This is a genomic window from bacterium, assembly GCA_013360215.1.
Classification (GTDB): domain Bacteria; phylum CLD3; class CLD3; order SB21; family SB21; genus JABWCP01.
The window spans coordinates 20,732-34,412 of the sequence record JABWCP010000004.1 but is presented as its reverse complement, the minus strand read 5'-3'; the positions used below and the strand labels follow the sequence as shown (position 1 = coordinate 34,412).

Sequence of the window (13,681 nt, the reverse complement as noted above, 5' to 3'; positions counted from 1 at the left end):
GGGTGATTATTGCCGCAAGATTTTGAGATAGGCAACCCACGGCCCGGTATCGTCTTTGTAGCGCTTGGCCAAAACGCGCGCGATCTGACTGATGTGATCGAGATCGTGCACCGCCCACGTCGAAAGGAGCTGCACCAAGGTGACCGTGCCAAACGCGGGATGAAGACCGGTGCGGTTCATATCTTGTTCTGAAATATTCAGCGATTGGAGTTTTTTAATATTTTTCGCGCGCAGCTCGGTGAATGCGGTTAACAGTTGCCGAAGGGTTTTATCTTTGCTGTCTTCAAATTGTGCAAAACGGTCAAATGGTTTGAATGTTTTATCAGGTAAATCGGATAAAATGATTTCTGCACGTGTGATCCAGTCGGTTTTTTCTCCGTGAATCAGGTGCCCGACGATGTCGTAAGCTGACCATGTATCGGGGCCCTCATTGGACGAAGTCCATTCCGGTGATAATCCGTCAAGCCACGCTGTCAGAATCATCGGGGTACGTTCGAGGATTTCGATGGATTGAGTCAGAGAAAAATTCATTACCGTGTCTCCTGATGCTGTGACTTGGGTTTGAAAAGATAAATACCCGTCTTGAGAATGTCATCATAAAAAAGGTGATAAACTCATCATACTATTTTGAATAGTTAATAATGAAGTTGCAATTCAAATATGTTGATTAAAAATTATTGAGAATATATATTTAAAACATCGTTGGTGTTTTTTATATCAAAAGGGAAATTGAGATGAAATGTTTATGTTTGTTGTTTTGTCTTTTCTGCAAACTTTCTATCGCTCAGATAACTGTTAATGATCCTCAATTTAGGTCTGTTCTTCAAAACAAATACGAAGTTAACTTTGATGTTAATAATTTGATTATAAACCCTGAAGCAGTCTTATTGATTAAACATTTAGATGTATCGGGACAAGGTATTTTTGATCTAAGCGGAATTGAGGCTTTTACGTCGTTAGATAGTATTAATTGTAGTTCGAATTATCTCACAAACTTAGATTTATCTTCAAACACTTCTTTAGAATATGTGCATTGTGGTTACAATGGAATCACTTCAATTAATTTAACGGGTTTAACAAAACTAAAATATTTGTGGTGTAACAGCAACCAAATATCAAGTCTTGATCTTTCGGATAAACCCCTTTTGGAAGAGCTTTTTTGTTTTAGTAATGGGCTACAAAATTTGTATGTAAAACAAAATAGCGCTTTACGGTATCTTTATATTTCTGAAACCCCTATTTCTGAAATTGACATATCTTCAAATTTGATGTTGACTCACTTGAATTGTGCTGATACTCCTATTTCGAGACTTTCAATATCAAACAACAGAAGTTTAAACACTGTAAAATGTTATAGGACTCGAATTGATACACTTGTAATTAATTCAAATCCATTATTAGAGTTTTTGTTTTGTTCACAAGGTCAATTGAAGTCGTTGACTTTAGACTCTGCATTAAATCTTCGATACATTGAATGCGATGACAATCAACTTTCAGATTTGGATTTATCGCAATGCCCTAATCTAGAAACAATAAATATAAATCGTAACCAAATAGGCTTATTAGACTTATCAAACAATCCTGCTGTAATTGAAGCTAGATGCTATGGAAACCCGTTGCCATTAATAATAACAGCTAACCTGAATGCGGCTTTTTCTATTGGTGATGGAACGCAAGTAGCAATCAAAGTAACCGATTTTTCGAATAACGAATTACCTTCATACAAAACTGGTGCAATAGTTCTAGATTCAATCGGTGTCTCTATCGTTGTTACGGAAAACAAAAGTACAAAATCAGCTTTTACGTTTAAAGTAGATTCGTTTCCAAATATAGTTGGTTCACTTCCTCCCGGAACAATTAATTTGATAAGTTCAAAATACTGGAGTGTTATCAATTCGGACTTTAATGGTCAATATAACATGCTTTTCGACTTAAGCGGTTTACCGGGTATAGAAAGCTTTAATGGGTTGCGTGTAATTATGCGTGAAAACTCACAAAGTCCTTGGAAAGATGTTTTATCGAATGATGGAGTGTTAATAACATATTTGTGGACTCCTTATATTATGGTTAGTGGACTTAAAAATTTTGGAGAATTCGCGATAGTGAATTTCGATATTACGCCTCCGTCTGCTCCTGTTGAACTGACGGCTAGTGCTGGAGATTCAAAGGTGCTGCTTTCATGGAAAACGAACTTAGAAAACGATGTGCTAAAGTATCGAATCTATACAGGCAACGGATTTACATCGCCTGTTCAAATTGACAGCGTTCAGCAAAGCTCTTTTTATACTATTACCAAAACAATTTATAATTTAGTGCCGGGCAGAAATTATCGATTTTATGTTACTTCTGTGGATTCTGCAAACAATGCTAGCTATTTTTCTACTAGCGTCGAGTCCCTCCCGTTTGATAGCACTCCACCGCTTCCTCCTAGTGACTTAAAGGCAACTTCTGGAGATGGTTTTATTTTGCTGAAATGGAATGTAAGTAGAGAAGGAGATTTTAAAAAGTATCGGATATATAGTTCAACTTTAGAAAATCTATTTGGTCAAATTGATTCGTCAATATCAAGTACGGATACTGTCAGAAACTACACTAAATTATCAAAGGGAACTCAATACACGTTTAATGTGAGTGCAGTAGATACATTCGGAAATCAAAGTGCTTTTTCAAATGAAGCAACAGCTGCGTTTTATGCGATCGCAGCAAAAGCAACGATTGTTGTATATCAGAATCCTGTATTAACAAAACACTTTGATATTGCAGTTATAGCAGAATCAAAATTGGCGATAAATCCTATCGTTCGGATGTGGTTGACGGGTCAAAATGATACATCATCCATTGTTTCTACTCCAGTAAATAACTCACAAAATATATTTAGAGGTTCTGGAAAATTTAGTGAGCCTGGGCAGGTGAATTTTTTTGTGAAAACCCTTACTCCGTCAGGAGGTGATACAGCTCAGGTTGTAACTTATGGGGTCACCTTAGTTAAGAAAGGAGAATTTAAAACTATTAAATCATTGAACAGTAAATCAAATCTTATAATCAAAACGCCGTTTTTCGATGACAATTACTTTTTGTCGCAGAACTATCAGAAAAATGGAGAAGAAGTAGTATATGAGTATGGGCCCACAGAATTCAAGTTTCAAAAGCCATCAGAAATAGAAATTTTACTAGAACCCGAACAACTATCAGAAAAAACAAAATTGGCTATTTTTCAAGAAACCCCTGGTGGTTGGGTACAGATTCCCAGTCAATTAAGCAAGTCAAACGATGCTTTGATAGCAAATATTTCAAAACTAGGTAAGTTTAAGGTGGGGTATAAAGAAAATCTTGGTTCAGAAGTACCATCGACTTTTTTTTTGAGACAAAATTACCCCAACCCCTTTAATCCTTCGACATTTATCGCTTATGATGTACCAAGCAAAAGTTTCATATCAATAAAGATATATAATATTTTAGGTCAAGAAATAACCACGCTTGTGTCGAAGATACATGAGCCTGGTAAATATACTGTTTCATGGAATGGTCAGAACGCGTTAGGAAAATTCATGGCATCTGGAATATATATATATAAACTTGAATCTGAAGGTTTCATTCAAGCGAAAAAAATGATGTATATTAAATAAAAATAGGAGGGTGAGAACAATTGAAGTGTTTTTTGTTTTTTCTTATATTAGTAGTTTCATTTCTTGCTTGCAATACACGCAATTCTGAAAACAGTTATGATGATTTAACGAATCAAGGATGGGTTTATTTTTCTAAAAATAAATATTCTCGTGCGATTAAGGAGTTTAATGATGCAATTGAGAAATCGCCGGAAAGAATAGATGCGTATATAGGCGTATGTTGGTCATATATGAAAACCGATTGCCTCAATCTTTCAATTCAATACTTTCAAATTGCTTCAACTAAATCACTCGTCAATGCAGATTTGTTTGCAGGATGGGCTTATGCCCTTAATGCAAAAAAAGATTATGCGTACTCTAGTATTAAGGCCTCTGATGCGCTTGCGATAGATACATTTTGGGTGTTTACCAAATCAAATACTCTTTCTCTAACGCATGTTGATTTGCATATTTTAAAGGCAGAGAATTTTTTTCTATTAGGATTGTTCCAACAAAGTTTGAATGAAGTAAAGATTGTTAATGCTGCTTTTCCTGTAGTTTCAGTAAACTCAGACTGGGAAAAATCTGAGTTGGCCAAGGAAATTCAAAGGTTAAAATCCTTATAATCAATGACTTTTAGTTTGATCAATTCATAACCGTGTCTCCTGATGCTATGACTTGGGTTTGAAAAGATAAATACCCGCCTTGAGAATGTCATCATAAAAAAGGTGATATTTATTCACAATAAAAATCCCGCGCCTGTAAGAACAAACGCGGGACTGCATGTATCTCCAACCTAACCATGGAGAAGGATTTTCAAATCATCGTTTTTAGTCCGACCAGCGCACCCAGCTACCTGTGGCCCAATTGGTGGAACCCATCGCACCGCGGTAGGTCGCGCTCACATCAAAGAATCCATCACTCGGTGGCGTGGCCGCATTGCTGAGGCACGGTGAACCGGCTAGCACGGAGAAATCTTTGGAGCCGACATTGGTGAAGTTCGGATTAGCTTCGGTAACATTGGCTGCGGCGAAAAAGCGGGTCGAATCGTTGAGGCTGTTGAATCCGCCGTAGTTTCCGGCAACCGTCACGTCGCGGTCGTTATTATATACGACGGCATTGGTGATCGTGAGAAGGCCTTTGTCATAGTTACGCGAGGTCGAGTCGCTGCTTGAGTTATCAAGGCGCCATGCGACACCGGCGAAATTGGTTACTAAGAAATTTTTGAGCGTACCTTCAAAGTCTTCACGTAAACGCATTCCGCGATTTGCATCCGACGCATCTTTGCCGGTTCCAAGTCCGTAGAGCGTTACGTTGTAGATCGTCGGTTTGGTCGGGTTTCCGGAACCAAGAGTATGGCGACCGTCGGATTCAAAGCCATTGTCCGCACCGGTCGTTTGTACGCCAAGCCAAAATTGGCCTTTACCGTTCCAACCCTGATCGTGATCAAAGCTGTCGTCATCATTGTAAGCAGAAATTAAATATTTCGCATTGACACTGCCGCCAAAGAATTCAAAACCATCGTCTGTACATTTATAGACTTGTACGTGTTCCAACGTCGTACCGCTACCGCACGAATATAAGCTCAATCCGTTGAGCTCGGAATCCGTGATCAATCCGAATCCACAGTATTCGATACGTACATACTTGAGCGTGCCGCTGTTATCGGTCGCATTGGTTCCGCCGTATTGGATTTCCGACGAAACACCTTCGACATCACCGATACCGCCAGGAATATTGTTCGGCGCTTCACCGATCAGCACGATACCGCCCCAGTCGCCGGCCGTTTTGGTCGTTCTGGCAGAAGTAAAAACAATCGGATTGGCGGCCGTTCCTACGGCTTCAAGACGTGCGCTTGCACGCGGGCTGGAAAAATTGGTCGGATCGGCTTTGAGTGCAAAAATAGCGCCGACACTGTCCGGATTGTTGTTGTGGTAAGTAAACTGAATCACTGTGCCGGGTTCGACGGTCAGTGTTACACCGGGCAATATATAATAGGCACCTGTCAGAGTTTTTGTACCGCTCCAGGTTTCATCTTCGGCGATCAATGTACCGGGCAGCGAGGCGTACGCCGTGGGCACTTCGGCCGGTGTATCCTTTTTGTCATCGTCACCGCATGAAATCAGTTGGATCGAACCGATGAGTAGCAACAAAAGCAAACTTCTTTTCATGAAAAACTCCTTACGCTTGTTATGTAGTTATTTTGGTATAGCACAATCTAAAATGAGCATGTTATGTCGGAATTATGCGAATATTACCTTTGCATCATAAGCGATCAAAAGTCGTAAGATGCGCCTACGCTATAGGTGATGCCGGGTGCGTACTTGCGTGTAATGGTATCGCCCTGACGATTGATGACACGGTCGTTGAGTAAGTTTTGCATAGACAGTTTATAAGTCCATTTTCCAAATTTTTGGGTGGCCGTGAAATCCAATTTATCAAACGGCATTTCGTATTCATCTTCGCCCTGACTAACATTGCCTACGGAACTCAGGCGTTTGCCGAACCGGTTATAGGCCAGGCTGAACTCTGTCGCTGAACGGAGTACATAAAAACCATTGAGGTTTATCGTATACGGGGACTGGCCATACATAGGGCGGTTGCGGTTGGCTTGCGAAAAAACAGCTTTCCCGTAATTGACAGAAGACGTCATTAGAGCGAGGTTGGCGGTTACGCGTAACGCTTCGGTCAGTGCTTTACGTGCTTCGAGCTCTATGCCCCACAGATCGGCTTCAGCGATATTACCGTAATACACTTCCGGATTGGTGCTGAGGCGGTGAAAAATTTCGATCGGATTCGTAAAGTGTTTATAAAAACCGCTCACTGCAAAATATTCGCCGATTCCAGGATACGTTTCCCACCGCAGATCGTAGTTCTGGATTTTGGTTCGTTTCAAATCGGGATTACCGTACACGGTACGCGCTCCGACAAAGTCCGAATAGAAGAAGTTGGATAGTTCGCGAAACTCCGGACGGGCGAGCGTAGTCGAGAAAGCGGCGCGGAGGTTGGCACGATCACTTACTTTGAAAGTCAAGTTTATCGCGGGAAGAATGTCCGCCGTGTTGAGCACTTCGTTTTTATCAATGCGCTGAATGGAATGTTCGGCACGGGCACCGGCGATAAGATTCCAACGGTTTCCGAGCGTGAGGTCTGCCGAGAGATAACCGGCAAAGATATTTTGATCGCCTTTATAAGAGTCCGTGTTACGCGTTGTTTCAAAGAAAATTAACCCGCCGTTGGAAAACAAATCCGGATTCAATGCTTCTTCCGGGTTGGTCGTTTTGAGTTCAGCGGGATATACGGACTGCGGATCGCCGGCTATAGCAAATCGGCGGGCTTCGAAATCACGCTGCTTATCGTAGAACAAACCGCCGGTTTTTAGTCGTAATGTCGGCAGAAGTTTCAAATCCCAATTGAGTTTGACATTATAGTCGCGGTCTTTTTGGTCGGAGAAGAAGTGGGTATTGGTGCGTTGATCCAATACGATCTCGTATTGATTGAGTGTGCTATTATATGCGTAGTGCGTATTGCGCGTATCGGGTTCGTAAGCATTGGCGGCGGCCATGGTCGCTTCGATCAGGATTTTGGAATCCATCCATTCTTTGATGTAGGTATCGTATTGGAGATTGGAAGCGAAGATGGATCGTTGTGAAAAGCGTAATTGGGTTTGCCGGTAATCACCGCCTGAATTGTAGTAATATCCTTCGACACGGCTTGCTGTATTATCGGACACGTTGGTGTACAGATTGCGCAGGCTGACTTTGGATGTCGGATTTATTTTGTAGGATACATTGAGCATACCGCTGAGCAGAGTGCTGGTCATGCCTCGGGAGGCATCATAGTCGGAAGCGAGGGATTGCGCTTGCTGAAGATTGCGCAGTACTTCGTTGCGCACCTGATTTTGATAGCTGTAGTTGATCGCGGCGATAAATCCGAGTGCGCGCGATCCGACGGCCACTTGATCGCCATACGATATACTGTAGCTTTGACCCGGCGCGACACGTGAAGAACGCGGTGACCAGGAATTTTGAAACTGGCGGATGGCCGTAACACCTTGGGATGTACCGATACGACCTTGTTTTGCGGCCGTAGGGAGTTTTCGCGTGCCGTCATCAAATCCCAGAAAATCCGATCCACCGCCGTTGTAGTTCAGATAGTCATTGCCGAGGCTATTGCTGTTGAACATGCTGGATACGCCGATTTTGATCGTACGGGATTCCGGAAAGTCTTTGGTTTCGATTTGCACCGAACCGCCGGAAAATTCGCCCGGTTGATCCGGCGTGTAGGTTTTTTGAACGATGATATTGTCTATCACGTTGGATGAAAAAATATTAAGGGGTGTTTCTTTCTGATTGGGATTGGTGGACGGCAGTACGGAGCCATTGAGCTGGACATTGCTATAGCGGTTTCCGAGGCCGCGAACATAGACGTCTTTATCGCCGACGATCGTCACGCCGGTAACACGTTTGAGCGCCGCACCGGCATTGCCGTCCGACGTTTTGGCGATTTGTTCGGAACTGACGCCGTCCATCACTTTGGAAGATTTTTTCTGTGCCAGCAAAAGACCCGATTCCTGAGTTTTGAGCACTTCGGCTTCGACGACAACTTCTTCTCCTTCCAATGCCTCCGGTTCCAGCGAAATTTTGAGCGTAGAAGCAAGGCCGTCATTGACGGTAAGATTATGGACAGTTTTCTTTTTGTAGGAGAGGCATGAAATTTCAATACTGTATGTACCGACGGGAATTTTACCGATGATAAAATTACCGTCGAGATCGGTGATGCCGCCCAGTTTTGTGCCAAGCACAAATACGTTTGCGCCAATCAGCGGATCACCATTGGATGCGTCAACGATAGTTCCGGTGATTTTGCCGACCACTTGCGCCTGCAAAAATGTCGGAATGACAAAAAATAAAACAGCGGCAAGATAAAGAGGAAAACGCGGTAAACGGTTTTTCATACGACTTCCTTAACGATGGTTAGGTTAAATGCTTTTCGAAATCGCCGAAAGATAAAGGAAGTGTATTAGGAGAGAATTATCGAAGTGTTATTGTTTGAGCTTAAAAATTAGCGAAATGTTATCACGAAGTTGGCAAGAGTATTAAAAACCTGGAGTGTAATGATTTGGTAACACAAATTTAATAATACCGGACTAAAGTATTCTGTAGTAAGTATTGTTAGTTTTACATCTCTTCGCTTAGATTGTGAAACTCTCGGCGGCCTTCGATGATTTCGACGGCCTCGTTTTTGAGCAGCAGGGAAATATTTTCCCATAGATCCGGGAGTTCGAAATGAAGACTATCGGCTAACTCAAGAAGGTTCTTTTTGCCGTCGATTTCTTTATATAAAAGGTTAGCCGCAAATTTGCCAGGAAACTGGCGGTTTCGATTTACAGCATCAGCTTTGATGCGTCCCGGTATGATAACGCGCATCGCTTCGGCCTGGCGTTCGATCAGTATGCGGCGTTTGAGAAGATCGTCTATTACGGAAAGGTAGAACATTTCGTTGTGGCCGATTTTTTCCAGAATGCGCACAAGCGTTCGCCGCCCGTTGACATACGATAGCACGGTGAGTTGATCGGCGTTTAATGTAAGCGATGCATTTTCAGGGATGGCCCGGCGGTTGATTTTTAGTGCCGATTGCAACGACGTAACACCGCTGGCAAGTCGTTTCCATTCATCCAGCCGTTGGGTGGTATCCAATAAAACAAAATCCATGTTAAGGCGCACCGGGATTTCTTCTCGCACAGGGAAATCTTTTTTTACGGTTTCTTCCACAGTGAATGTGCCTCTATTCCATTTCATAATTCTAAAAATCACTTCTCGTAAATACCGATTGAGTATCCGGGTCAACGCATTTGCGTCCAATCCAAAATATCCCATACCTTGGAGCAATTGGCCCAACGGGATGTGCATGCGCTTTTGTAACGGCAGGGTTTTAGCTAAATCTTGTTCGGTCAGATAACCTTCGCGCACAAGAAATTCCCCTAGCAGGATTTCTTCCGGTGCGGAGGCTTCGATGAAATAGTTTTTTTCGATCCGGATCGAGGCGTTTTTTTCGCCGTCCCTGAGACGTAGCGTGCCGGATTTTTGCGATAACTTGATGAGCGAAAGTATGCTCGTCATGCCGGATTGTGCGATATCGCCTTGGAGTATAGTTTTCCTGTTTAAGTCGGCAACAGCCATAGGAGATTTGTCTTTTCGAAAAAAATACAAATCGTTTATTACGTCCAAACTATCGCTGTATTAGCAAAATGCTATAAAGTACGGGGTCAATGCAGATAATAAAACATGCGGATATTAACACCGGAATGGGGATCGGTGGCGCTACCTATTTCTTCATAAATTCCTGCGGACATATACCACGATGCGTCAAATCGATACGTGACGTCGGCCGAAACGGTAGTCAAAAGTTTGGCGCGTGAGGAAGCTGAGTTCCACGTATAGGTATTAGCGATGAGAGAAAATGAAGCGTCCAAACGTGAAGCAAAAAAATCCCGATTAAGCGAAATATGGGTACGATAATTGCGAATCCACTGATTATCCGTATAGCTGAATCCGGTATTCAGGTTGAATCGCCAGAAAAAATAATTTTGATAAAAAAGCTGAAGCGCCGCGTAGGTCAGGTCGTCATGGCCAAGTCGTTTTTTTACCGACGGTATTGTTTCTAACATTCCGATTTTGCGCCATTGGAATATCCGGTAACGCACGGAACCGCCGATCATCAATTCCTGCGATGTTTTAAAAAAACGATCCATACTAAGGCTGTCGGTTGGCGCAGGAAAGTAGGCGCGCCGGTCATGGTATTCCGCAAAAAAACGGGTGCTTAGATTTTTGTTTAAACGATAATACAAGGTGTTTTGCGAATAGCCGAGCAGCGCTTTGTTCACTACGTATTGATTGTTAGATACGATGCGCCATGTGTAGGAAGGTCGGTATTCACCGAAAAGATAAGCTTTGGTAAGACGGGTATTGCGCAGTTGTTCAGCGCTCAATCCGGCTCCGGCTTGCCACCGGGTTTGGTCATACGTCAGACTTCCGCCCGTACTATAGCCGATGCCTTCAGGGCGATTGTCGTATTCATCAAAAATTTTCCCGCCATAAACAGAGCCTCTCCACCGCGAGGTGATACGTGTATTTTCGGCGCCGAGACCATTGATGGGATAAGCGTCGGTATGGGTGCCGAGCGGGACGAAGCGCCCCAGTTTGACTTCGCCATCGTGTAGTGTATAAGATCCGTAGGCTTGACGAATTACCGTTCGGTGATCAAACGGCTCGTTTTGATTTCGCAGACGAGTTTGTGTTACGGCGTCTTTTTGGTAAATATCGGTACGTATTTGCCAGATAATTCTATTACTGTCATCGAGCGTGCGATAATTGAGCATCGCATACTGTGTAAACTCGCTTAGCTGCGGATTGAGCGAAGCGCCGCGGGAATAATAATTCCATCCGGAAGAAAATCGTGCAATAAAAGGCTTTTTGTTGCCTGTGAGAGATTGCGAACGGCCGTCTTTTACAAATAGGTACGCGATTAATATGATAACGATGACTCGGTTTAAAAATCTAATCATCATCGTCCCCTTCCCCTTTATGATCAAAACGATGACAGTCCCGGCATGTATAGGTCGTATAGTTGGGTATCTGCTTGTGGCATGTCTCGCAGCTTCGGCGATGATGCCCGGTCAAAGAAAACCATTCGTCGGCATGCGGATAATTACTCCAGCCGTTCATGTTATGGCAGGCCATGCAGTCGCCGATGGATTTGTACGCATTATGATCGGTGGTTGCGCCGAGCGGGATATGGCAATCGCCGCACTCCTGCACGTTGGGCATTGCAAACGTGATGAGGTTTTTATGGCAGCCGGCGCAATCTAGACCTTTGTGTGCGCCGAACATGAATAAATTTTGATCCTCATGTTTAAAAATCGAAGGCGCCCACGCATACTCCGTGTGGCACCGCTCACACTCCAATCCAAGTTGTGCCTGATGCGGATCGGCATGGCATATGAAACATTCGCGAATGGCCGAACGAAACACACCGCCGCCATGGCATTGGCTGCATGCCGTCTGAAGATGGGCGCCGACAAGCGGAAACCCTGTTTTGGTGTGGTCGTATTCGATTTTAGATTTTAATGTTTTCCACGTCGTCGTGGTGTGACAAGCATCGCACGGAATGTCAAACGGCTTATGCGGTATTTTTACATACGGTGTATCCGCGGCAGGGCGTGCGTAAGTCCACGCCGTATACTCGGGATCCGGTTGCGGTAAATAGGCGGCCATACTGAGTAGTGCAGCCGCGATGATAAGGCTTCGGTTCATCGTTGTTGAAACACTCCTTCGTGTTGATCCGGATGGCATGCCGCGCACTCGGTACTGATGGGTTTGTAGACTACATTTAGTGTGTCCGACGTAATCCGTGCACGAATATGGCATTTGGCGCATTCCACTTTGATGTGAGCGCCGGTTAGCGGAAACTGAGACTGCTTTTCGTGATCAAAAATTGCCGGCTTGAAAGCGTCGTTAGAATGGCACTTAGCGCAATCGGTTTTCGGATGCGAAGGCGTCATGGTTTTGTATTCGGCAAACTGACCTTCATGAATATCGTTGTGGCAGTGCTCGCAGTATGTCGGTATCGGTTTGTACAATGTGCGTTTTATCTCCGTGTCCACATCTACCAAAGGATGGCATTTTTCACACGGTGTTTTTTCGTGTTTTCCTATTAATTTGAAATCAGAATTTTTTTGATGATCAAAAACAATGTCTTTCCATGTTGTGGTTTTGTGGCAGATGTCGCAATCATTACTTTTTAGTTTATCTGCAAATTGCCCGCGATGAATATCTATATGGCACGATTGGCATGTTTTTTCTTTGAATTTCAGGATGACATGCGCGCTGTCAACGCGAGGTCGGATACCGGTTCGACGTAAAAATTCAGACGCATTGGCTTTGATATGGCATTTATTACAATCTGTTTTTTCATGAGCGCCGATAAGCGGATAGGAACTCTCGGTTGCATGCATGCTGATCGTAAAACGCGACGGACGGAAACCGTTGACATCATGGCAGGTTTCGCAACGGCCTTGATCGGATCGCTGAGTTAATTGACCGGCATGCGCGTCAGTATGGCAATCGGTACAGTTAGAAAAATTCATATTTTTATAGACGGCGGCTTTTTTTGTATCCGGTTGATGGCATTTTTCGCAGCGCACTGTGATGTGTAGGCCTTCCAGAGGATAACGCGTTTGCCGGTGATCAAATAAGGCGTTTTTTATTTGTTTCCACGAAACCGTCAAATGGCATTTTTGACAATCTTGGCCGAATCGGTTTTGATGCGGATCGGCATGGCATGGTGTACAATTGGCAAACTGAAGCGGCCGGTATTTGAAGTAGGTTTCGTCTGTTTTATGATCGGCTTTTTGACGCGGGTCGGCAACAGAAGTGTGGCATTTTTTACAGGATACTTTGGTGTGCAATCCCGTGAGCGGATATTTTGATTTGTTGTGGTCAAAAATTTTGTCTGAAGATTTTTTCCAATCATTAAAATCGTGGCAATTCAAACATTGGTCAAACTGATCACGGTGTTCGTCAAAGTGGCATGAACGGCAATCTTGCGATAAACCCAAAAAGGTTTTGTTGAGCAGTAACCCGTCGCCGGTTCGTGCGCGCACCGCATTATCTTTGATGAAGGCCTCTTTGTGGCAAACTTCACATTGGGTCGTTTGATGTTTTCCTTCGAGGATATATCCGGTTTGTTTATGGTCAAATTTCTCTCGGGATGGTTTCCATTGGATCATCGCATAGTCTCGTCCGAGGTGGTCATGATGGCATTCGATGCAGGCTTTGTTTTTGGTTTCAGTCGAACCGTGAAAACCTTTATTGTTTGCGATGCGGGTTTTTATCAAGGTATGGCAATCAAGACATCGTGCGTCGTCTATTTTTTTGCCGAGGTCGTGGCATTGCGTACATTGCTGAATGCCTTCGAGTTGTTTATGCGACGAAGCCAAATCACCCGGAGAAAACTGTGCGTGAAGCGACCACGCCGTCATCACCGATAATATAGTATGTAGAAAGTGTTTCATG

At 43.6% G+C, this 13,681-nt stretch carries 9 protein-coding genes; 2 read left to right on the top strand and 7 right to left on the bottom strand.

The window, feature by feature from the left end:
* Positions 1-6: 6 nt before the first annotated feature.
* Positions 7-531 (bottom strand): DinB family protein, encoded by a 525-nt coding sequence (locus HUU58_03585; protein NUN44739.1) that lies wholly within the window; start codon positions 529-531, stop codon positions 7-9.
* 203 nt (positions 532-734) lie between these two features.
* On the opposite strand from HUU58_03585, the gene HUU58_03580 reads away from it, so the two are divergent.
* Together HUU58_03580 and HUU58_03575 are read left to right on the top strand one after the other, a co-directional pair.
* Positions 735-3,626, top strand: coding sequence for a leucine-rich repeat domain-containing protein (locus tag HUU58_03580; protein ID NUN44738.1), 2,892 nt, complete (start codon positions 735-737; stop codon positions 3,624-3,626).
* A gap of 20 nt (positions 3,627-3,646) precedes the next feature.
* The gene (locus HUU58_03575) at positions 3,647-4,231 is read left to right on the top strand and encodes a hypothetical protein (protein ID NUN44737.1); all 585 of its coding nucleotides are present in this window, start codon (positions 3,647-3,649) and stop codon (positions 4,229-4,231) included.
* A gap of 204 nt (positions 4,232-4,435) precedes the next feature.
* On the opposite strand, the gene HUU58_03570 is transcribed toward HUU58_03575, so the two are convergent.
* The 6 genes from HUU58_03570 to HUU58_03545 form a co-directional block, all read right to left on the bottom strand.
* Positions 4,436-5,776 carry a hypothetical protein gene (locus HUU58_03570; protein ID NUN44736.1) on the bottom strand — a complete coding sequence of 447 codons (1,341 nt, stop codon included), beginning with the start codon at positions 5,774-5,776 and terminating at the stop codon, positions 4,436-4,438.
* 104 nt (positions 5,777-5,880) lie between these two features.
* Complete coding sequence (locus HUU58_03565; GenBank protein NUN44735.1) at positions 5,881-8,562, bottom strand: TonB-dependent receptor; 2,682 nt, start codon at positions 8,560-8,562, stop codon at positions 5,881-5,883.
* Between the two features lie 223 nt (positions 8,563-8,785).
* Positions 8,786-9,787: a DUF4388 domain-containing protein gene (locus tag HUU58_03560; protein NUN44734.1), complete on the bottom strand. Its 1,002-nt coding sequence runs from the start codon at positions 9,785-9,787 to the stop codon at positions 8,786-8,788.
* Between the two features lie 86 nt (positions 9,788-9,873).
* Positions 9,874-11,175, bottom strand: coding sequence for a hypothetical protein (locus HUU58_03555; GenBank protein NUN44733.1), 1,302 nt, complete (start codon positions 11,173-11,175; stop codon positions 9,874-9,876).
* On the bottom strand, positions 11,165-11,920 hold the full coding sequence (locus HUU58_03550) for a hypothetical protein (protein NUN44732.1): 756 nt from the start codon (positions 11,918-11,920) through the stop codon (positions 11,165-11,167). The genes HUU58_03555 and HUU58_03550 overlap by 11 nt, the downstream gene beginning before the upstream one ends.
* A complete protein-coding gene (locus HUU58_03545; protein NUN44731.1) occupies positions 11,917-13,680 on the bottom strand; it encodes a hypothetical protein in 1,764 nt (587 codons plus the stop codon). The genes HUU58_03550 and HUU58_03545 overlap by 4 nt, the downstream gene beginning before the upstream one ends.
* Between the last annotated feature and the right edge of the window lies 1 nt (position 13,681).

Bases quoted from the DNA above. Each gene is read 5' to 3' on its own strand.
- HUU58_03585 (NUN44739.1), bottom strand. From the start codon at position 531: ATGAATTTTTCTCTGACTCAATCCATCGAAATCCTCGAACGTACCCCG.
- HUU58_03580 (NUN44738.1), top strand. From the start codon at position 735: ATGAAATGTTTATGTTTGTTGTTTTGTCTTTTCTGCAAACTTTCTATC.
- HUU58_03570 (NUN44736.1), bottom strand. From the start codon at position 5,776: ATGAAAAGAAGTTTGCTTTTGTTGCTACTCATCGGTTCGATCCAACTG.
- HUU58_03565 (NUN44735.1), bottom strand. From the start codon at position 8,562: ATGAAAAACCGTTTACCGCGTTTTCCTCTTTATCTTGCCGCTGTTTTA.
- HUU58_03560 (NUN44734.1), bottom strand. From the start codon at position 9,787: ATGGCTGTTGCCGACTTAAACAGGAAAACTATACTCCAAGGCGATATC.
- HUU58_03555 (NUN44733.1), bottom strand. From the start codon at position 11,175: ATGATGATTAGATTTTTAAACCGAGTCATCGTTATCATATTAATCGCG.
- HUU58_03550 (NUN44732.1), bottom strand. From the start codon at position 11,920: ATGAACCGAAGCCTTATCATCGCGGCTGCACTACTCAGTATGGCCGCC.
- HUU58_03545 (NUN44731.1), bottom strand. From the start codon at position 13,680: ATGAAACACTTTCTACATACTATATTATCGGTGATGACGGCGTGGTCG.